At 44.3% G+C, this 21,712-nt stretch carries 16 protein-coding genes; 9 read left to right on the top strand and 7 right to left on the bottom strand.

All coding sequences use genetic code 11. From position 1 onward, the window contains the following. The first annotated feature begins 41 nt into the window (after positions 1-41). The 4 genes from ABEB05_RS07255 to ABEB05_RS07270 all read left to right on the top strand — a co-directional run bounded on the left by ABEB05_RS07255 (position 42) and on the right by ABEB05_RS07270 (position 5,059). Positions 42-2,300: a TonB-dependent receptor gene (locus tag ABEB05_RS07255; protein WP_265788830.1), complete on the top strand. Its 2,259-nt coding sequence runs from the start codon at positions 42-44 to the stop codon at positions 2,298-2,300. Between the two features lies 1 nt (position 2,301). Further along, complete coding sequence (locus tag ABEB05_RS07260) at positions 2,302-3,195, top strand: DUF4249 family protein (RefSeq protein ID WP_265788832.1); 894 nt, start codon at positions 2,302-2,304, stop codon at positions 3,193-3,195. A gap of 116 nt (positions 3,196-3,311) precedes the next feature. After that, positions 3,312-3,755: a ribose 5-phosphate isomerase B gene (gene rpiB / locus ABEB05_RS07265; RefSeq protein ID WP_265788834.1), complete on the top strand. Its 444-nt coding sequence runs from the start codon at positions 3,312-3,314 to the stop codon at positions 3,753-3,755. A gap of 5 nt (positions 3,756-3,760) precedes the next feature. Beyond that, a complete protein-coding gene (locus ABEB05_RS07270; protein ID WP_265788836.1) occupies positions 3,761-5,059 on the top strand; it encodes a serine hydroxymethyltransferase in 1,299 nt (432 codons plus the stop codon). A 12-nt stretch (positions 5,060-5,071) separates the two neighbouring features. On the opposite strand, the gene tatA is transcribed toward ABEB05_RS07270, so the two are convergent. After that, a complete protein-coding gene (gene tatA, locus ABEB05_RS07275; RefSeq protein ID WP_265788838.1) occupies positions 5,072-5,254 on the bottom strand; it encodes a twin-arginine translocase TatA/TatE family subunit in 183 nt (60 codons plus the stop codon). A 183-nt stretch (positions 5,255-5,437) separates the two neighbouring features. Between tatA and tatC the strand changes: the two genes are divergently transcribed. Both tatC and ABEB05_RS07285 read left to right on the top strand, forming a co-directional pair. Then, positions 5,438-6,259 (top strand): twin-arginine translocase subunit TatC, encoded by an 822-nt coding sequence (gene tatC, locus ABEB05_RS07280; RefSeq protein ID WP_265788840.1) that lies wholly within the window; start codon positions 5,438-5,440, stop codon positions 6,257-6,259. 134 nt (positions 6,260-6,393) lie between these two features. Then, on the top strand, positions 6,394-6,933 hold the full coding sequence (locus ABEB05_RS07285) for an FKBP-type peptidyl-prolyl cis-trans isomerase (RefSeq protein WP_265788842.1): 540 nt from the start codon (positions 6,394-6,396) through the stop codon (positions 6,931-6,933). A 43-nt stretch (positions 6,934-6,976) separates the two neighbouring features. Here the strand turns inward: ABEB05_RS07285 and alr are convergent, their stop codons facing one another. Continuing rightward, on the bottom strand, positions 6,977-8,038 hold the full coding sequence (gene alr, locus ABEB05_RS07290) for an alanine racemase (RefSeq protein WP_265788844.1): 1,062 nt from the start codon (positions 8,036-8,038) through the stop codon (positions 6,977-6,979). Between the two features lie 10 nt (positions 8,039-8,048). Beyond that, on the bottom strand, positions 8,049-9,650 hold the full coding sequence (locus ABEB05_RS07295) for a phytoene desaturase family protein (protein WP_265788845.1): 1,602 nt from the start codon (positions 9,648-9,650) through the stop codon (positions 8,049-8,051). 110 nt (positions 9,651-9,760) lie between these two features. Between ABEB05_RS07295 and sppA the strand changes: the two genes are divergently transcribed. Together sppA and ABEB05_RS07305 are read left to right on the top strand one after the other, a co-directional pair. Continuing rightward, entirely contained in the window at positions 9,761-11,548 is a 1,788-nt protein-coding gene (gene sppA, locus ABEB05_RS07300) for a signal peptide peptidase SppA (RefSeq protein WP_265788847.1), read from the top strand. 162 nt (positions 11,549-11,710) lie between these two features. Beyond that, positions 11,711-12,562, top strand: a complete 852-nt coding sequence (locus ABEB05_RS07305; protein WP_265788849.1) for an MBL fold metallo-hydrolase — start codon at positions 11,711-11,713, stop codon at positions 12,560-12,562. A 41-nt stretch (positions 12,563-12,603) separates the two neighbouring features. On the opposite strand, the gene rho is transcribed toward ABEB05_RS07305, so the two are convergent. Continuing rightward, positions 12,604-14,061 (bottom strand): transcription termination factor Rho, encoded by a 1,458-nt coding sequence (rho, locus tag ABEB05_RS07310; RefSeq protein WP_265788851.1) that lies wholly within the window; start codon positions 14,059-14,061, stop codon positions 12,604-12,606. A gap of 138 nt (positions 14,062-14,199) precedes the next feature. After that, positions 14,200-15,468 carry a bifunctional folylpolyglutamate synthase/dihydrofolate synthase gene (locus ABEB05_RS07315; RefSeq protein ID WP_265788853.1) on the bottom strand — a complete coding sequence of 423 codons (1,269 nt, stop codon included), beginning with the start codon at positions 15,466-15,468 and terminating at the stop codon, positions 14,200-14,202. Positions 15,469-15,542: 74 nt separating this feature from the next. Between ABEB05_RS07315 and ABEB05_RS07320 the strand changes: the two genes are divergently transcribed. Further along, positions 15,543-16,631 (top strand): quinone-dependent dihydroorotate dehydrogenase, encoded by a 1,089-nt coding sequence (locus ABEB05_RS07320; RefSeq protein WP_265788855.1) that lies wholly within the window; start codon positions 15,543-15,545, stop codon positions 16,629-16,631. A 17-nt stretch (positions 16,632-16,648) separates the two neighbouring features. Here the strand turns inward: ABEB05_RS07320 and porW are convergent, their stop codons facing one another. Both porW and pyk read right to left on the bottom strand, forming a co-directional pair. Beyond that, the gene (gene porW, locus ABEB05_RS07325) at positions 16,649-19,171 is read right to left on the bottom strand and encodes a type IX secretion system periplasmic lipoprotein PorW/SprE (protein WP_265788857.1); all 2,523 of its coding nucleotides are present in this window, start codon (positions 19,169-19,171) and stop codon (positions 16,649-16,651) included. A gap of 538 nt (positions 19,172-19,709) precedes the next feature. Continuing rightward, positions 19,710-21,161: a pyruvate kinase gene (gene pyk / locus ABEB05_RS07330; protein ID WP_265788859.1), complete on the bottom strand. Its 1,452-nt coding sequence runs from the start codon at positions 21,159-21,161 to the stop codon at positions 19,710-19,712. Between the last annotated feature and the right edge of the window lie 551 nt (positions 21,162-21,712).

The raw sequence follows: 21,712 nt of genomic DNA on the forward strand, positions 1-21,712 counted from the left end.
TAAGGCCGTTATAAATATCAAAACGTACTGCGACAGAGAGCATGAGATTTTCCCTGATACTATTCTTTACGATTGCCATTCCGACCCTTTGTTTCGCTCAGCAAACGGCATCGCTCAATGGATATATTAGCGATGCCCAAACAGGCGAAACGCTTATTTCAGCCAATATTGCACTGGATAATGGAGCGCGGGGTACCTCTTCTAATACTTCGGGCTATTACAATCTAACCGATATAGAGCCGGGCGAATATACCGTTATTGTTACTTATATTGGTTATCAGCGATACGAACGGACCATTACCCTTGAAGAAGGCGAAAGCCTGCGGCTTGATGTGGAGCTCAATCCGGAGGGGTATCAGCTGGAAGAGGTAGTTGTGGAGTCTGAGCGTGAAGAGGAAGAGCAACGCAATATCGGAGCGGCACAAATAGAGACGGAACTCATAAAGGATCTCCCCTCTGTTTTCCAGGCGGATGTCTTTCGTTCGCTTCAGCTTTTGCCCGGGATCAAAGCCGCATCTGATTTTTCAAGCGGACTTTATATTCGCGGGGGCAGTCCCGATCAAACACTCATTCTCCTGGATGAAACCACCGTATACAATCCCTCCCATTTTTTCGGTTTTTTCTCCACTTTTAATCCCGATGCCGTCAAAGATGTTCGCCTCTATAAGGGCGCCTACCCGGCCAAGTACGGGGGACGGCTCGGATCGGTACTTACTATTTACAATAAAGACGGAAATCGCAATGAATTTGAGGGGGCTGCTACTATCGGACTTCTCTCTTCGCGGCTTGCTTTAGAGGGTCCCCTGGAAAAAGGCTCCTGGATGCTGGCTGTGCGCCGATCAACGCTCGAACCCCTGCTAGGTATCCTGCGCCAATCGACGGATAACATACCCGACAGCTTCTATTTTTTTGATATTAACGGAAAACTCAACTACGACTTAAATCCCGATAATAAATTTTCCCTTGCTTTCTATTCCGGCTTAGACGATCTGAAATTTTCTTTTGCCGAGGATGCCGTTATCAACCTTAACTACGGCAATCAAACGCTGAGCTCTACCTGGACACATATCTTTTCTGACGATCTGTTTGGTCATTTTACCCTGACCGGATCCCGGTATTTTAACTATCCCTCTTTTAATATCGCCTCCACTCCTTTTGAGCAGTCAAACAACATCTATGATTTTTCTGTCAAAGGTGATTTTGACTATTATCCCAGCCGAAATCATCATATATCCGCAGGCTTTTGGACCGGTAATATGACCCTTAAGCTTCGGGATGTTTTTGACAATGAACCTACCTTTAATTCCCGGACTCAATCGCAATATGGCTCACTGTATATACAGGACAACTGGACTATTTCCGACCATTGGGAAGCGACCCCGGGCATACGCCTCAATGGCTTCAGCGAGGGCGATTACTTGCGGTTGGAACCGCGTGTATCCATCGAATATAGTCCGTCTGATCGTCTCCGGCTGCAAGCAGCCTATGGACGATACAATCAATATTTAACGCTTATTTCGAATGAAGCTTTTAGCGGATTCGATGTATGGCTGACTGCAGATGAAGGAGTCCCCCCGGCCTATGGAGATCAATATGTGGTCGGGGCCAAAACCCTGCCATTTGAAAATTATGGACTTGACCTGGAGCTTTACTATCGCACGATGAGGGATCTCTTCGAACCTGATCCCTTTTTGCCCGACCGGGCCGGGCTTCCCTATGAAGAAACTTTTCGTTTTGGTGAAGGGTATGCATACGGAGCTGAACTGTTTTTTGAACGTAAATCAGGTCGGTTAACCGGTTTCCTGGGTTATACTTTTGGCGTAAGCAGGCGCAAGTTTCCGGGTTTTAATGAACCGCCAACCGGCGATTCGGAAGCCCGTTTCTATCCTCCGAAATATGACCGTACGCACGACCTTAATCTGGTGTTGGAATATCGAATCAACAACCGATGGTCGACTAATGCGGTCTTTAATTATGCTACCGGTCAGGCCTATACCAAGCCCCTCGGACGTACTGCCGCTTTCAACTATCCTACATCAAATATTGCTCTGGATCAGTTGGTTGTAGGGCGGGTTAATGCTTCTCGCTTGCCCGCCTACCACCGGTTTGATATTAGCTTTAGCCGGCAGGGAACTTTTTTTGGACTGGGAGAAGCACAGTGGCAATTCCAGCTTATTAATCTGTATTCGCGGCGTAATGTTTGGTTTTATAATTACGATCTCGATGAAAATCCCGCCGAGCGGGAAGCCGTACAATTACTTCCAATTCTACCGACGATATCTTATACCTTAAATTTCTGATATGAAACGTTACATTAATCTTCTATTTGTACTTCTACTATTCTGCAGCGGATGCGAACTGTATACCCAGGATGAGTATGAAGAATATATTGTTGTTGAATCGTATCTTGTTGCCAATGGAACTCTTCCCAATGTTTTACTGTCGCATACTACTCCCATAGAAGAAGAATATAGCTTTCAGGATACCGCCATTGAAGGAGCTGAAGTACAGGTGAGGCGCCTGAATGCCGACAGCAGTATTATAGAGACCTTTGAATATAAACAAGTCAATCCGGGAATTTATGAACCGGTTCTCAGCCATACCGTACTGGACCAACAGCTCTATGAGCTATACATCCAAACAAATAGTGGAGAAACTGTAAAAGCGCAGACCTATGTACCCGGCAACTTTGAAACCGTTAACAGAGATCAAATTAAAGATGGTTATGTGTATCAGTCCGAGGAGCAGGTTCAGTTAAAGGTAACTCCCAGTGAATATCCCGGCAGGCAAACATTTTACTTCTTCACCGTTAATGTTTCTGCCGATGCCGATCTGAGATTAACTCCTTTTTATGCAGACTTGGTGGAAAACCAGGATGCTGATACGGCTAACTTTTACATAAACTCCTCGAATATTGTTAACGAAGGAAACTACAATCAAAATCAAGATGGCACCATTAGCCTGAACCTGCCCTGGATTTCCATCGCTTTTTATGGTAGAAATACTATTATCGCCAATGCCATTGACGATAATATGTACGATTTCTTGCGTTCCCAGAGCGTTCAAACTGGTGGGTCTACACTCTCTCCCGGAGAGATACAAAATATAGATTATAATGTTGAAGGTGGAATAGGTATTTTCGGAAGTATGGCAAGCGATACCGTTTTGGTAAACATCCTTGAGCCTCAACAATAAAAATCCGCGTTATCTTTTCAGACCAAAATTTTTCTTTCTAATTTAATGACACCATCCTTTGGTCTTAGCTTTTTTTTCGAGATATTTATGCTGCAAAACAGAATCAACCCATTATCATGATTATTCCTATTGCAAGCGACCATGCCGGTTATAAGGCCAAAGAAAAAGTAAAAAAAATGCTGGAAGAACTCGGGCATATGCCGGTTGACTTTGGCACTCATTCCGAAGAATCGGTAGATTATCCTGATTATGCCATACAGGTTACCGAAAAAGTAGATAAAGGAGAGCATGAAAAAGGTATTCTCGTTTGTGGCAGCGGTCAGGGTATGTGTATGACGGCCAATAAATATGGCAATGTTCGCGCCGCTCTTGCCTACGACCAGGATTCTGCCCGCCTGACCCGACAGCACAACAATTCCAATATCCTCTGCTTGCCCGGCCGGCAATTAACGGACGACCAGCTTCAACAAATTGTGGCAACATGGCTGGAAACTGAATTCGATGGAGGCCGGCACGAACGGCGGGTCAACAAAATTAAAGATCTAACCAAGAACAATTAATATTCATGAAACCTCTCGCTCAAGAAGATCCAACTATTTATAACCTCCTGAATGAGGAAAAAGAGCGGCAAAATAATAATTTGGAACTAATTGCTTCTGAAAATTTTGCCTCTCGTGCTGTTATTGAAGCAATGGGTTCTACCCTTACAAATAAATATGCTGAAGGGTTACCCGGCAAGCGCTATTACGGGGGTTGCGAAGTGGTTGACAAGGTGGAAGAGAAAGCGAGAGAAAGAGCGAAGAAATTGTTCGATGCGGAATGGGTTAATGTTCAGCCGCATTCAGGGGCACAAGCCAATGCAGCCGTATATCTCGCATTTATGGAGCCCGGAGATACCCTGCTGGGGCTGGATCTTTCTCACGGCGGACACCTGACCCACGGATCCCCGGTCAACTTTTCTGGCCTTATTTATAACTCAGAATTCTATGGTGTGGATAAGGAGTCCGGGCGTATTGATCTGGATGAAGTTCGAAAAAAAGCGAAAGAAATCCAGCCCAAGCTTATTTCTATCGGTGCTTCTGCCTATCCCCGGGACCTTGACTATAAGGCCTTTCGTGAAATTGCAGATGAAGTAGGGGCATATCTATGGATGGATATGGCACACACTGCCGGCCTCATAGCAGCAGGACTTTTAAATAATCCCCTGCCACACTGCCACGTAGTGACAACTACTACGCATAAAACACTGCGGGGGCCGCGGGGTGGCATGATATTAATTGGTGAAGACGGTGAAAATACACTCGGGGTTACCGCCCGCAAATCCGGGCGGACCAAAAACTGGAGCGAAGTTCTTGATTCCAGTGTATTCCCGGGAACGCAGGGTGGACCGCTGATGCACGTTATTGCCTCCAAGGCCGTTTCCTTTAAAGAGGCATTACAAGATGACTTCGTTGACTATCAGAAACAAGTGAAGGCAAATGCCCATACACTTGGGGAAACCTTCAAAAAAATGGATTATAACCTTGTTAGCAACGGAACCGATAATCACCTGATTCTCATAGACCTGCGTAATAAAGGATTAACAGGGAAAATTGCAGAGCAGGCGCTTGAAAAGGCAAATATTACCCTTAACAAAAATATGGTGCCCTTTGATACTGAAAGTCCGTTTGTTACCTCCGGAATACGGATTGGCTCTCCAGCCATGACCAGCCGGGGTTTTGGAGAAGAGGAGTTCAAAAAGGTAGCCCAGCTTATTGATCAGGTACTGCAAAGCCCTGATGATGGAAAAATCATTAATCAAACGCGTAATGAAGTTGCCGAACTCTGTGAACAGTACCCACTTTATGATTTCGTTACAGCTTAACCATATTAATAGCTATTTTTGGGACGTTTCATTGGTATCCTGCTCTTCATTCGTTTCCACATCTTTCTTGGAAACCTTTTTGAACTCAGTAATACCCTGACCAATACCGCGGGCCAGTTCAGGTATCTTTTTTGCGCCAAAGAATAAGATAATAACCGCAACAATCAGTATTATTTCAGTTGCTCCAAATGTCATAACAATTCAATTTCAACTATTTATGAATGGCTTTTTGTTCTACCTTCAGGATAAGAAAACAAAAGCACTTTAAATAATTTTAGTCAATGAAAGTTTTAACGCTTAGTTTGTCCCCGGGCAACCTACTTTTAAAACATTAAATCCGAGCATTAATATTGTACTTTAGTGGAAAAAAGAGAAACAATGACTAAAAACCTGCCTGAAGCAAAGGCTCCCAAAGACAGAACAGCCGATATGGCTTTTTTAGATCATCTCGAGGAGCTTAGGTGGCGAATCATCAAAGGATTGGGCGGCATTGGAATAGGAATAGTAATTGCCTTTATTTTCGGTGATTTCTTTATTGATACGGTCATACTGGGTCCTACCAACGCAGACTTCCTCGTCTATAGACTTTTAGGTATAGAAGCAATCGATCTGACCCTCCAAAGTCGTAAACTACCCGGACAGTTTTTTACCTATTGGGGATCACTTATTGTTGTTGGAGGTATTATAGGATCCCCAATTTTCTTCTATCAGCTTTGGGCTTTTATCGAACCTGCACTGGAACGCACAGAAAAATGGAAAACCCGTGGTAATACTGCTTTTATCACGTTTTTCTTTCTGCTGGGCGTAGCATTTGGCTATTTTGTACTGGTGCCATTTGCCCTACAGTTTTTCTCTCAGTTCCAAATTTCAACGGCCATTCACAATGACTTTGACATAAACGAATATTTTAGTTCGGTCACCATGTGGGTGCTTTCCTGCGGTATTATTTTCCAGCTGCCGGTACTCAGTTATTTTCTTTCAAAATTTGGTCTTCTTACCCCCGAATTCTTGCGTAAATATCGCCGCCATGCCATCATCTTCTGTTTTATATTGTCGGCTTTTCTCACGCCACCGGATCCGGTTTCCCAAATACTAATTGCGATTCCTCTTATACTGCTCTTCCAACTTGCCGTATGGATGAGTAAAATTGCAGTTCGCAAACGAAAGAAAGAACTTGATAAAGCATTTGGAGATGCTTAAAAATATTCAGGCTTTGCAGCCCGTTTTAAATACGTTACCTTTAGCAGCTGTATTGACCTAATTCATATTTACAGTTCTGTCCGGCAAAACTGCCAACTAAACAAGGAACTAAATATTTAGAGAAACTTCTGATAATGTCATCTAAAAGATCTGCTTTAACATTTTTACTGCCTATTCTGCTCGTTGCATTTATCATTCAATCTTGTGGCGATAATTCTACTAATTTCAGGGAAATTGAATACACCCCTCCCGAACCCTATGATATTAACAATGCCGTAAGCGACTCTACCACGGAAGATGGGCTTACTATTTATGTTATAGAAGAAGGATATGGGAAATCTGGTGTCGTTTCACGAGACCAATTACGCGTACGCTATACCGGTAGAACAGAAGATGGAGAGGTATTTGAGAGCACATATCGCAATGGCAATTCCACACCCGGCATTTTACGGAACCTTACTCCAAATCCCATGACTTCCCCACAAGGTCGACGCATTAATCCACTTGTGGATGGTTTCCGGCGAGGATTATTGGGGATGGTAGAAGGAGAAAAAAGAAAGCTGATTATTCCCCCGGAGCTGGGATACGGAACGGTGGATGAAGAGCCTGCAGAAGGAAGTCTCGAAAATAAAACCCTGTATTTTGATGTTGAGCTTGTAGAAATTCTCAATTGATCATCTGTTACAGGCTTATATCCATTTTTAACTGCACACCTGGTTAAATATAAGTTCGAGGAATACGCAGGTCGATACTGGTCAGTATTTCATAGGGTATAGTTTCCAACTTTTGAGCCCAATCATAAGCATTATTTCCGGCATGCAGCAGCTTTACTGCTGTACCTACCTCAAACTTACTTTGTTCTAAGAACACCATAGTGTAATTCATGGTTACCGTTCCCACAACCGGGTAATCTTCATTTCCGATAAGAACGCGAAGCTTACCACCAAGATTCCTTTTCAGACCATCTTCGTACCCTACCGGAAGAATCCCAATATATCCGTCACTGGGGGCCTGCCAGTCGGCCCCGTAACTTATGGCCTCCCCTTTTTTTACTTCTTTAACCTGCGTAAGAAAGGTATCCCACCTTAGTACCGGTTGTAATCCATCGATGGCAATATCTCCCGGAGCATAACCATACAGACCAATGCCCAAGCGCACCATGTTAAACTGTTCGGTATCATAAAAGGCCGTTCCCCCGGTGTTAGCTATATGGGTAGCCAGCTGATCCGGAAAGTGAGACCGGATTGTGTTAAACTTCCGGTGTTGCTCCCTTACTCGCGCCGAGCCCGGTTCATGTGCCGTTGCAAAGTGCGAATAGATCCCCGTACAAAAAAGCTCCTTCCTCTTTTTCACTAATCCAGCTACTTTTTCGGCTTGTTCAGCGCGGAATCCCAGACGCCCCATTCCCGTATCAAAATTCAAATGATAAGAAGTACCGTCAGGTACCCAGTCGAAATGTTCTGTTGCACTAAAGGTTGCTGTCAAATTATGCACTCGGTATTGCCTCACCATCGATTTTTGTGGTACCTCAAATACAAGTATGGGTATAGTAATACCGGCTTCCCGAAGCTCAATTCCCTCTTGAATAGCATTTACGGCAAAAGCACCTACTTTGGGTTCCAATGCTTCAGCAACCTTAATGGCTCCATGTCCATATGCATTAGACTTTACTACCGCCATAATGCGGGTATCTTTGTCAACAAACTCACTCAAACACCGGAAGTTATTATCAAGCGAAGACAGGTCAACGGTAACGGATGCATTACTCTTTTCAATCATATAATAAAAACTAAAATTTAAGCCACGATTTCTTTTTCAAATCCTTTAACACAATTTGGGCTGCATTATATCCCGCTGCCCCAAAAACTCCTCCTCCGGGATGACAGGAAGCAGACGACAAATACAGATTCTCTATGGGTGTTCGGTATTTGCTCATCTCCGGAATAGGCCGAAACATGAACATCTGGTCAAAACTCATTTCCACGTGCATCACATTGCCCTTTGGCATGGCGTGTTTTCGCTCAATATCAAGCGGCGACTGAATGTACCAATCAATCAGCTCACCCTTCATATTAGGTGCGTATCTGCAGACTACCTCGTATATTTTTTCCGCCTCCCGCTCCCGGATATCATCCCAATGCAGGTCATCACGCAATTCATAGGGATGCCATTGCGCCCAGGCATAAAGCGTGTGCCCCCCATCCGGGGCCACTTCGGGATCGATATTGGAAAAAGTCATTGCCAGCACGGCGGGATTTTCCGGCGGTTTCTTCTGCAGGTAATCCCCGATAGCATCGTTCATATAACCGACCGATGGGGCCAACAGCTGCATCCCATTATGGATATGCGGATCACCGGGACAGGCTTCGTAGCGCGGCAGCTCCTCCACCGCACAACGAATCACCATTCCAAAACCATTCCCCACATTAATATTTTCAACTTTTGTATAGGTACCCGGAGACAAATACTCCCTGCCCACCAGCTTCATCATCGTTGTCTGCACATGAGCATTGGAGATGACGATATCAGCCCGGTACTCGTTTTCTTCCGTACGAACACCTATGGCCTTCCCTTCATCAATTAAAACCTGTTGAACCGGTTCTCCAGTTAATACTTTGCCCCCGTGATCCTCCAGAAAAGCTACCATTGCCTGTGTAAGCATACCGCTGCCCCCGCGCGGATGCTTGGCTCCACTCTGATGCAGCATCGACTGCCAGCCCGCAAAATCGCCTGTAGCAGGATGATCGGGCGTAGGCCCTGATTGTGCCGCAAACCAGGTCATTGCTGCTTTTAAATAGCGGTTTTCAAAGGCATCATCCACCACCTTTCCGTAACTGCTGAAGATCTTTTGTAATCCTTCTGTCTGTTTACCTTTTTCAAACATCGAGCCGTCGCGCCACTGCCCTTTTATTAATTCCGTGGCAATATTTTTTCCGCTGGGAGGCACCATAAAAGCCTTCAGTACCCCTTCATTGACTCGACCCCAGAACTCTACAAAATCCCGGTAGTTTTCTACATCCTCCGGGCAAACACGAGCTATGGAATCCAGCGTACGATCCAGATCCTTAAAAAAATGGATAACCCCTTCTCCTTCCGGCAAAGGATACGACATGATCGGATCCATCTCTATATAATCTAATCCATATTCCTCCAGACTCAACTCCTCAATAATACCAGTTTGATGAATCATAATATGAACCGACGACCCCACATCCATACGAAATCCATTCGGAAAACGATCAGAGCGAAACATGGTTTCGGTAGCTACCGCACCTCCGGCCATATCCCGGCGCTCAAGAACCGTTACCTTATATCCCTCCTTTGCCAGGTAGCAGGCCGTTACCAATCCATTGTGTCCTGAACCCACTATGAGCACATTTTGTTTATTCATTGTAAATCATCTATTCGTTTAATAACATTCGTATATATTTTTCGTATCCTTGATAGGTAACAATTCGTTTTAAAAATTAATTTAAAATTGCTGATTTAATATAAAGGACTATGAACTTTTTCAAGACGATTATCGCCACCATGATCGGCCTTTTCCTGGCTATGGGGTTATTTACTATTATTCTATTTATTACGGTATCCAGCAGTTCACAGGAACCGGAACCTTATGTACAGGATAATACTATTTTAAAAATTGATCTTCGGGGTGCCCTACCACAGCGTACAACCACCAGCCCCCTGGATGAATTGATGGGCAGTAATAATAATAAAGCCTCACTGGAGACATTAAAAGAAAATCTGAAAAAAGCCCAAAGTCACGATAATATAAAAGGTATTCTTCTTCAAATAGATTATGTATCGGAGTCATGGGCTAATCTTGAGGAAGCTCATCGCCTTATCAGTACATTTCGGGACAGCTCAGATAAGTTTATTTATGCCAATACCAACGATATTGGCTACAACGAAAAGGGCTACTTTCTTGCCACGGCCGCTGATTCTGTTTTTGCTCCGCCGGAAACCTTCTTTGAATTTGACGGTTTTTACAGCGAAGTCACCTTTTATGACGGATTGTTTGAAAAACTGGGGATAGAAGCAGAAGTGACACGCCATGGCAAATATAAAGGAGCCGTGGAACCCTACTATCGCAGGGAAATGTCGGAAGAAAACGAGTATCAAATGAATCAGCTGCTCAATGAGGTTAACAATACTTTCATTACAGCTGTCAGCCCAAAAAGCGGCCGCAGTGCGGAAGAGCTTAATAGTATTTTGAACGATCAACCCCGACTTACTACCCAATTTGCTTATGATGAGCAATTGATCGATTCCCTGTTATATGCTGATCAGCTGGATAAACACATAGAAAAACGAATAGGACTTGAAGAGGACGAATCCTTCAAAACGATCTCCAACAGTCGTTATGCGCGGGTTACCCCCTCTTCGGCAGGACTCTCCACGACCTCTTCCTCTCATAAAATTGCGGTCCTTCATGCCAGCGGGCCTATTATGCCCAATGCTGATTCAAATTCTCCCTTTTTGGACCAGCAACTTATCACCGCTGACTTTTTTGATGAACAGCTCCAAAAAATTCGGGATGATGAGGATGTCAAAGCACTGGTAATACATGTTGACAGTCCCGGCGGTTCGGGCAGTACTTCCGATGCTATATGGCGCAACATTAAAACGCTCAAGGATGAAATGCCGGTCATAGTATCTATGGGTGGAGTTGCAGCTTCCGGCGGCTATTATATTGCTATGGCTGCTGATACTATTGTTGCCCAGCCAACGACTATCACCGGTTCGATTGGAGTGTTTGGCACCAAATTGAATACCCGTGAATTCTTTAATGATAAAATCGGTATTACTTTTGACGATGTAAAAACCCATGAGCATGCAGACTGGCTTTCACCAAACCGGGGCTTTACTGAAGCTGAACAAAAGGCCTTTCAACAGTTTATAGACGGCTTTTATGAAGTCTTCATACAGAAAGCCGCAGATTCGCGAAATATGGATGTAGAGCGTATGGATGAACTGGCACAGGGACGGGTCTGGACCGGGGCAGATGCCAAGGAGAATGGACTCATCGACCTGCTGGGAGGACTGGACACGGCTATTCAAACGGCTGCGGAAAAGGCGGAACTCACTGAATACAGCCTTCAAAAATATCCCAGTGAAAAATCCTTTTATGAATTACTTATGAGTTCAACGGCAGCCAAAGTTAAAAACTGGCTGGGAGATAGTTGGATAAGCACGCTTGGGGGCAAACAATTACAGGAACAGCTACCACTTTTAAAGAAACAGCAAGCCCTGACACTCTTCCCTTATCATATAGAAATTCAATAATTAATGCGTTTAGGGTTTAAGGGAAAATTGGATCTGACAGCGTATCAACGGATGTTGATTCCTGTCAGCGTCTTTACTGAGATAACGCTTTAAGGTCCTGTAAACGCTGGCAGGTTAAAGCTAACCCCTGAGTCCGTAAATCAATTATATAATACATATACTATGAAAGTTGGTTCTCTGAATATTGAAATTTTGAGTGAAGGACGTTTTGAAATGTTCAGAGATGGGCATATAAACCGTGCTCCGGAAGAAGATTCGCCGGAATCTAACGGCCCTGAAATAGATACACAATCATCTATTGTAGGTATTAATCCTATTCTGGTTCAACAAAACTCAAAAAACATCTTGCTGGATACCGGGCTGGGATGGGGCCTTGATGCCGGAAGTGACAACAAGCATGTTTCCAATGTACGGACCAATCTTTCTATATTCGGACTAGAACCGGCGGATATAACACATGTCATTCTTAGCCATCTTCACTACGACCATGCTGCCGGATGCTCATATAGCGATAATGAATCCAAAACCCGTCCCACCTTTCCCAATGCCACTTATTATCTTCATCAAAAAGAATGGGAGTATGCTCTTTCTCAAGTAAAAACCAGCTTTGACAAACCCGGAGCAGGATATCAATTAGATGACTTATACCGGCTCATTGCTGATGGCCATATCACCTTACTCCGAGATGACCAAACTGAAATTACGGAGGGTATTTCTACTATTTTAAGTGGGGGGCATACGGCTGGTCACCAAATAGTTCACATGAAAAGCAATGATGAAAGTGCCTACTATTTATCCGACCTGCTCCCCTCTTCTTCCCATCTTAATCATTATAGTATGCGGGGACTGGACCTGTATCCACTGGAGGCAAAAAAACAGAAAGTACAGCTATTGAACAAGGCCTATGAAGAGCAGGCCATCTTACTGTTCTATCACTCCAAACACAGTCAATCGGGGCGCCTCATCAAGGATGATGACAAACAATTTGTACTGGCAGACATTCCTCAAGGATAAGCAGTTAGTGAAGATACAAATCTTAAATTTCCCGGTTTTCCTTATTGGTTCATTGAAATAAGGAACTCTTCATTATCTTTGGTGCCTTTCATTTTATCCAGAACGAACTCCATCGCTTCAAAAGCGTTCATGCGATTCAGATAACGGCGCAGAAGTACTACTTTCTCCTTCTCCGTTTCCGGCACGATAAGATCCTCTCGGCGGGTTCCACTTTTAAATATATCTATAGCCGGATAAATTCTCCGCTCAGAAAGGTTGCGATCAAGCACAAGCTCCATATTACCGGTGCCCTTGAACTCCTCAAAAATAAGATCGTCCATACGCGAGCCCGTCTGGATGAGAGCCGTTGCCAGTATAGTAAGGCTTCCTCCATCCTCAATATTTCGGGCTGAGCTGAATAACTGACGCGGGGCCTTTAATGCCTCCGAATCCACACCGCCGGACATTGTACGTCCAGAGGAAGGCTGGCATACGTTATAGGCGCGGGCCAAGCGGGTTATCGAGTCCATCAAAATAAGTACATCGTGCCCGCTTTCAACCATACGCTTCGACTTCTCAAAAACAATCTCGGAAAGTCCCACATGATTTTCAGGACGCTCGTCAAAGGTAGAGGCCACAACTTCGGCATTTTTGACATTGCGCTCCATCTCAGTCACCTCTTCCGGCCGCTCATCAATGAGCAGGATAATAACCTTAGTCTCAGGATTATTATCATTCACTGCATTAGCGACGTTACGCAGAATAGTTGTTTTCCCTGTTTTCGGCTGTGCTACAATAAGACCGCGCTGCCCCTTGCCAATAGGAGCAAAAAGATCCATTACCCGGGTGGTGTACTCCGAGGGCTTATGTTCCAGCTTTAAACGATCTTCCGGATATATAGGGAGCAGATCTTCAAAATCCTCCCGGTTATCCATATCCGTTGGTATCTTACCATTCACACCATCCACGCGCAGTAAAGCGAAGTAACGTTCACCCACTTTCGGGGGACGAATGATCCCGATTACACAATCGCCCTGCTTCAGGCGGAAACGCTTAATCTGTGAGGGAGATACGTAAATATCATCCGGACTGGCCTTATAGTTATAGTTAACCGAGCGCAAAAAGCCGTATCCGTCTGGAAGTATCTCCAGGGTACCTTCCTGAATCAAATAAGGCCCTAAATCAGGCTCTATCTCCTCTAGACGTTCTTCCAGAGTTGGGGCATCTGATTCAGGCAAAATATCATGTACATTCTTTTTCTTCTTCTTTTTGCCCAATTGTTTCTTATTTGAGTGTTCTTTAGGGTTCCCGTTGGAGTTATTATTTTCCCTATCGTTTTGTTGAGCCCGTGCTTTATCGCGCACAGATTGGGTAATTCTATCAATTAGCTGCTGTTTCCGAAGGTCCGAGACAGATGATAAACCCTGTTCACGAGCCAACTCTTTCAGCTCCTTGACTGTTTTGTCCGGCAAAGTATCAATTTGCTCTAATGTAACTCCATCGGTCTGATAATCCGACATAATAATCCTATTCTATAGTTCTTTAATTTGATATGCGTTGTGTGATGAATAAAGGGTTATGCAATCTATTCTGTATAAAAGAATTGATCTACACTGCGTATAAAAGGGAATAATCTCAGGTGATAAGAATATAACGGCTTAATCAAGTTCTTGTATCCAATCCCGAACCGTGGCATAAAAGTAAAAACTTCCTGCAAAAATTACTAATTCTGACTTAAAAACTTTTAGCAGACGCCTTTGCTCATGCAGATGGGTCGGGAACTTCATCACTTGCGGCAGCCATTTTGCAATATCTTCAAACGGCGCCGCCCGTTTTGTGTTCAGTGTATAATAATAGATATTTTTGAATTCTGAAAATTCATTCATCACTTCATTATTTACCTTGTCCCGCATAAGGCTTAAAACCAAAATACTTTCTTCTACAGCTCCCACCGAATCGACAGCTTCCTTGAGCGCCTGGATCGCTTCTCTATTATGTCCTCCGTCAAAATACCAATTCAGGTCCTCTCCGAGCTTTTCAAAGCGAGCAGAAATTGACGGCAATTCTCTTAAGGCCTTGCGAAGTGATACTTCAGATACATCAAAATAACTACTCAATAATGCTACTACCCGATACGAAATTGCCATATTTATCGCCTGTACAGGTGCCATCGGTGGGATATCATATACTTTCCTGTGCCCATTAATCTGCAGCTGTAGCTTCCGTTTTTTGGTAATGCGGGGACTTAATTCCTCAACCGAATAAACCGTACTCCCTTGGTCCTCAGCCACTTCCATAATAACTGCTTCTGCTTCCTCTTGTATCTTTCCCAGTACTACCGGCCGATCCTCCTTTATAATGCCCGCTTTTTCCCGTGCAATCTGCTCGAGGGTATCTCCCAGAAGATCGGTATGATCCAAAGCAACACTTGTAATAACGCTCACCAGCGGGCGAACAACATTGGTTGCATCCAAGCGGCCCCCGAGTCCTACTTCGATGATTCCGATATCAATCTCCGAGTTTGCAAACCACCAAAACGCTATGGCCGTACTGATCTCAAAATAAGTGAGCCGATGCTCTTCAATCAGATGATGATAACATTGAAAAAAAAGTAGCAGATCTTCATCAGAAATACAGTTTCCATTTATATTAAAGCGTTCATTAAACGTCAAAATGTGCGGCGAACTGTAAACTCCAACGTTATATCCTGCCTCCCTGTAAATAGTAGAAAGTATCTTACAACAGCTTCCTTTACCATTGGTACCTCCTACATGAATTGAAGGAAAGGCATCCTGTGGATTGCCTATTTCCGCACAAAAATCAGTAAATTTCTGAAGATTAAAATCAGCTGCAGAAGAAGAAGCGGTCTGAAACTTAGGTATAGCATCGAGGTACTCTTGAACGTCCCCGAAAGAAGTAAACTCCATGATTATCTTAAATTTCGTTCTTAGCTAAAAGCTCATTACTTTGGTGGAGTTGGAAAAAGCATCGTTCTCATATTATGATATATAATTCGTTGGTCAAAACCCTTTTATTTCAGCTGGATGCTGAAAGGGCCCACGATCTGACATATCAATTTGCCCAAAAGGTTTCGGACAGCAGCTTCTTACAAGCGGTTGCCCGGGCTATTTACAACTATCAATCCCCCAAACTTAGCCAAAACATATGGGGATTAACGTTTAAGAATCCCATTGGACTGGCCGCCGGCTTCGATAAAAACGGTAAAATACCGCGTGCAATGGAAGCTACGGGCTTTGGCTTTGTAGAAGTGGGAAGTATTACGGGCGACCCCAGTATTGGTAATCCCCGTCCCCGCATGTTCCGCCTGCCTAAAGACCGGGCAGTTATCAACCGCATGGGACTTAATAACGACGGGGCCAAAACGGTGGTTAAGCGCCTTAAAAATAAGAAAATTTCCATACCTCTGGGAATCAATATTGCCAAAACCCACGATTCGAGTGTTATGGGAGACCGGGCGATCCAGGATTATATCCATAGTTTCCATGAGGCCAAGAAAATTGCGGATTATATTACCATAAATATTTCATGTCCCAATACCGAAGAAGGAAAAACGTTCGAAGATCCCAAAGCCCTGAATGAATTGCTCTCCGGGCTGAATATCCGGGGTGATGCACGCATGCTCCCTACCTTGGTGAAAATCTCATCGGATCTTTCAAAAGCGGAACTCATGAAACTGCTACAAGTCTGTGAGGAACACAGGGTACATGGTTATGTGGCATGCAATACCTCCTCTAAGCGCGATAACCTTATGACAAACTCTTCCGTGCTCGATAAAATAGGCACAGGCGGATTAAGCGGTCCTCCTATTGCAGAGAAGAGTATCCAAATCATCCAGTGGATCAGCAAAGCCACTAATGGACAAAAACCGATAATAGGGGTTGGTGGCATTGATTCGTTTTCTACGGCACTAAAAATGATGCTGGCGGGAGCCGATCTCCTTCAGGTTTATACCGGACTTATTTATGAGGGACCCTCTCTAATTAAAGACATCAACCGTCAGCTGGTAAAAGAGCTAAAAGAACTTAACGTAGATACCATCCATCAGTTGGTAACCGCCGCTGAATTATGAGCCTGAAAAACGTCATCTTATCGTTCCAGGGGAAATTCAACGCGGCAGCGAATCTGGGCTATCTCCCCATTGAGCTCAGGCGGCTGAAAGCTGAGATGTTTTTCAAATGCTTCTTCAAGAGCCGCTTCAACATCTGGTAAAGCCGACATCGATGCCAGCTCATACTCTTCTATCTCCCCCTCCTCATTGACCACAAAAAAATAGGCTACACTTCCAAAAAGAGACTGCTCCTCTGTTTGTTCAGGAAATTCAACCGAATCTAAAAACGCCTCCATACTGGGCTTCACCTCTAATGATATTCCTCTTTCGCTGCAAGTGGCTAGCTTCTCATGCTGCTGGGAGGGACCTAGTTCCTCTTTCAGCGTACTTACTTTGGACTGATAGGTTGAATTCTCAAATAATTCCTCATGTTCTTCGAGTAGTATCCTGACACTATCCCAATAAACTGATTGAAACACAGGAGCTTCTTGCAAAACCTGATTAGGGAAATTTATTAATGTATCGGCCAAAATATCCAGCGCCTTAGCTTGTTGTATATACTCTTCCAAGGCCTGGTAATGGATATGTGGAGCTTGTTCTTCAGATGCGTGGTCTTTTGCCAACCCCCGCATTCTTGCACCTTTAAACGGGATACTTACAGATGAAAGCTCATAAAATACTTTGCGCAGGCTATCGTTTTGTGCTTCTTCCCTTTTATTATCAGTAGACGCACCATCGGTGAGTAATAATTCGGCATACTCTGTATCAGGATATTCTGCTACCAACCGATCTGTCCAATACTCCAGGCTATCCGGATGGTGGGTTTCTCCCTCTGCATAAATTTCTGTAAGGGCATACATAGCCCTGGGACGCAGGGAGGTCTCCCCACGGTCAATAACCTTCCGATAATATCGCTTAGCGCTATCTGCTCGACTCAGCTCTAAAAATAACAGGTTTCCCAGCCGATAGTAGTGCTCTGTTTGCTCCTGTTGCAGGCGTTGCCGCTGTTCTTCTGTACGTGGTATAGCTTCCGGATTAAAATCTATGTCCAATTCTTCCATCGGACTCACACTCTGATCTTCTTCACTGTTAACCAGTTCTTCTTGTACACCTGTTGTTCGTATAGCCTCCTCCCTGCGCCAGTTATCCACCAAAGGACGAGATCCCCATATCATCTGGAATTCACGCTTACCTCTGGCCACCATTTCAGTACTTCGGTAATTTAAAAATCCATATATGGATGATTGATTTGTTTGTTCCATCTCATCAGGCGCATCCGGCTCGTTCCTCATCTGCTCATTAGTTCCCGATTCTTCCTGCTCCTGTAATTCCCGTCGTTTTTGGGTACGAATTTCTTCCAGCAACGAATCTAATTTTTCCGGAGGCAATTTTCCCAGCTGCAGGAGACTATCCGTATGGGCAATAGACTGTTTTAGATTCACATACTGCATCTGAAGATCAGCCGATTCTTCGCTATCTCCGGGAATCCATCCCCGGCTTGCGGAACTATCATAATAGGCCGCGGCCAGCTCATAATTATCAAAGTAATCACTGTACAACTGCCCAAGACGATAATAAACCTGTGCCTGATGCGTTCGTTCTCCCGATTGATCATTTCCATGCAACAACTGCTGGTACTGTCTTTCTGCCTCTTGTACCCTGCCCTGCTCTTCCATTGTACGGGCAATTTCAAATCTCAGTTCATGACGGCGTTCCAAATATTTATCATCATTTAAAAGTTGCCTATAAATCATTAATGCTGTTTCGGTGCTACCCTGTTTCCGGTGCGTCTCTGCACGCTTCCTTTCTGCCCAATAGGTGTATTCAAAACCGGCAAACTGAGATGCTACTTGAGAATAAGCATAGTTTGCTTCACCAAGCCGATCTCTACGCTCCAGAATCTGTCCATATAGAAAAAAGGTTTTTCCCAACATCGCCCGATCTCCTATGTTCGAAAGGGCTTCTGCCAGCATCTCTGATGCTAAATCCCATTCGTCCAGCATAACAGCATGTTCGGCGGCCAGCAATTGCAGCTCCCCCTTTATTTCAGGAGACCAAACGGATGGATAATTTTCCAAAACTGATTGAATATATTCTACCCCCCCTTGGTAATCCTGCATATCAAGCATGGCTCTCCCCTTCCATACAGCTGATTTCGCTATTAGGGTAGTATCACGGCTTATGTCTCCGACTTCCTCAAAGCGCTGTAGGGAAGCAGCGAACTCCTGCAGATAATACAACGACTGCCCCATCAGCATCAAGGCATCATCCGCCCAAGCTGAATTCCGATGTTCCTGCAGCACCTGGACACTCTTCTGAAGTGCCTGTTTAAATGACTCTGCGCCGGCTCCCGTAGGTGCCGAATGCACCCGAACAGGCTTATCAGGAGCTATATTTACCGGTTCATCCTCCACGGCTTGTAATCCATCGCGGTAGTATTCCTTGGCATTGTAATAGGTATTATAGTATGCCGTAAAATTAGTCCATCCACTTTTTAGTGCGCTCCCACAGCCTCCTGCCAAAAAGAGGATACACAGTAAAAGAAGAGGAATTCTATTCATGTTGAAAATGTCGCGACATCATGTTGGATTGACTTTAGAATCAATAGTAATAGTTTTTACGCTTTATTAACAGTAGAACTTGTGGTAGTATTGCTATAATCATCCCGAAATATCCGTCCGTGGGGAATACCGGGGAGCGGGTTACCCATAGAACAAATCTCCACAGCCGATGAACTAACTTCCAATGGTAATGTCTCCGGCTTCTAATGATAATAGTCTCCCTCCCGATTGGATACGATTTGAACACAGGCGGGGCCGATGGTGTAGTGGTATTGACAGGAATATCTGGCCGGAATACGTGTCCCCTAAGATACCAAGCAGCTTTTGATAAGAAAACCTCCTGATTCCACTGCGCTTCCCACGAAATGACGATGGATATTTTTTAGGTTTGGGATGGGGCCGTCAACCTATACTAGGACAAGATTCTGCCATCTGCTATCCGCCATCCTATATCCGAAAACCCATTAATGACCTTAAACCTGTAACCTTCAACATTTAATTTTAACCTTCAACCCCTAACCCCTATCCTTTTTCCGTTTTAAATCGTACTCACCTTAATCATATTGGTACCACCCCGCTTGGCAACGGGCATGCCCGAGGCAATAATAGCGCGGTCTCCCTCATTTACAAGCCCCTGACCAATCAGGTAATCTTCCATAACCCTTACACTCTGATCGGTCGTTTTACTACGCTCATCAATTTTTACGGAACGAACGCCCCATACGAGCCCCAACTTTCGGCGCACCTCATCACTTTCTGTAAAGGCGACAATGGGTACCTGCGGACGAAACTTGGCAATACGTCGTGCGGTACTGCCAGATCGGGTAATCGTACTAATGGCCTTGGCTTCCACATTATTACCCAGCGTAACGCAGGAATACGCCAGCGATTCCACAACCTGCTTCTCTTTCCACTCCGGCTTGCGATACTTCAGACTCTGATAGATTTGCAGCGCATCTTCTTCGACAGAACGACAGATTTTATCCATCGTCTTCACCGATTCCGTCGGATACTTACCAGCAGCGGTTTCCCCGGAAAGCATGACCGCATCCGTACCATCCAGTACAGCATTCGCGACATCCGAACTTTCTGCCCGGGTGGGACGGGGATTTTCGATCATGGAATCGAGCATTTGCGTAGCCGTAATTACCGGCTTGCCCACTCTTCGGCAGCGATCAATAATATTTTTCTGAACCATTGGCACTTTCTCACTGGGAATCTCGATTCCTAAATCGCCGCGCGCCACCATAATACCGTTCGCCTCTTCGATAATATCATCGATCACTTCCACCGCCTCGGGCTTTTCAATTTTAGCAATAATGCCTGCATTGGATCCTTCCGCCCGGACCCGTGATATCACATCCTGTATATCGTTGGCAGAACGCACAAACGACATAGCAAAATAATCCACATCCTGCGATGCAGCGAATTCCAAATCCTTAATGTCTTTTTCGGTAAGAGACGACATGGAGATATCTACATCCGGAAGATTCACTCCCTTCCGGGATTTCAACAGACCGCCCACCACCACCTGTGCTACAATACTATCCTCATCTTTCTTAACTACTCTTAGCTCCAGCAGTCCATCATCAATAAGGATACGGTTTCCTTCAGAGGCATCCTCAACCAAGTGAGGATAATCAACCGGGACAAGCTCTGAGGTCCCTTCTACATCCTCGGGCGTAAGCGTTACATAATCGTCTTCTTTTATCATCTGACCGTCATCCTTCATATTTCCAACCCTGATTTTAGGTCCCTGCAGGTCGGCCAGAATAGGTACAGCAAGATTATACTTGTCAGCTACTTTTCTCACATTTCGGATGACCTGTCCGTTGTCTTCGTGCGTGCCGTGGGAAAAATTTATGCGGGCCACATTCATACCGGCACGTATTAAAGCATCAATTTTTTCTTCGGTATTACTGCTGGGACCCAGTGTGCAAACAATCTTCGTTCGCCGTTCGCCTATATTCATCAATTTTTCTTTACTCAAAAATTCAAATTCTGTTGTTAAACGAGATCAAAAGACTAAAATAATGCCGTTAATCTACCAAATGGGTTTAATGTATGAAATAAAATTCGAAATCGTTATTGTAAGTGTTCTAAATAAGAATTGGAAAAATAATTTTACAAATAAAAAAGCCGCTCCCAAATTGGGAGTGGCTTTTGATTGCTTAAAAGGATTAACGGAAAAGCTATTTCTTATTCAGAATCCCACAAAATGTTTACTCTCATGGAAAGATATCCTCCCGACACTCTTGTTGCAGAAACATTCTCTTCATTATTCTTTAGCTCGAAATCCAAGTGAGAATAACTTTAGTTATTCCCGAAAAGGATTTTTTTGCCAAGGCGTATGATTATTTGGATCTATTCATTACTAGTATATATGAGCATTGCACAAGTTATTAATATCTGATGAAGTAACATCATAATTGTCTTCACTTGGGGCCCTACAGACTTACTTTGGATTGTTGCAAGAAATAATAACCAGAGGTTCATCATGGAACTATGAACAACAACCGGCGGCATGAATATTTTCCCCGT

Origin of the sequence: Fodinibius salicampi (assembly GCF_039545095.1) — a bacterium.
GTDB classification, from domain to species: Bacteria; Bacteroidota; Rhodothermia; order Balneolales; family Balneolaceae; genus Fodinibius; species Fodinibius salicampi.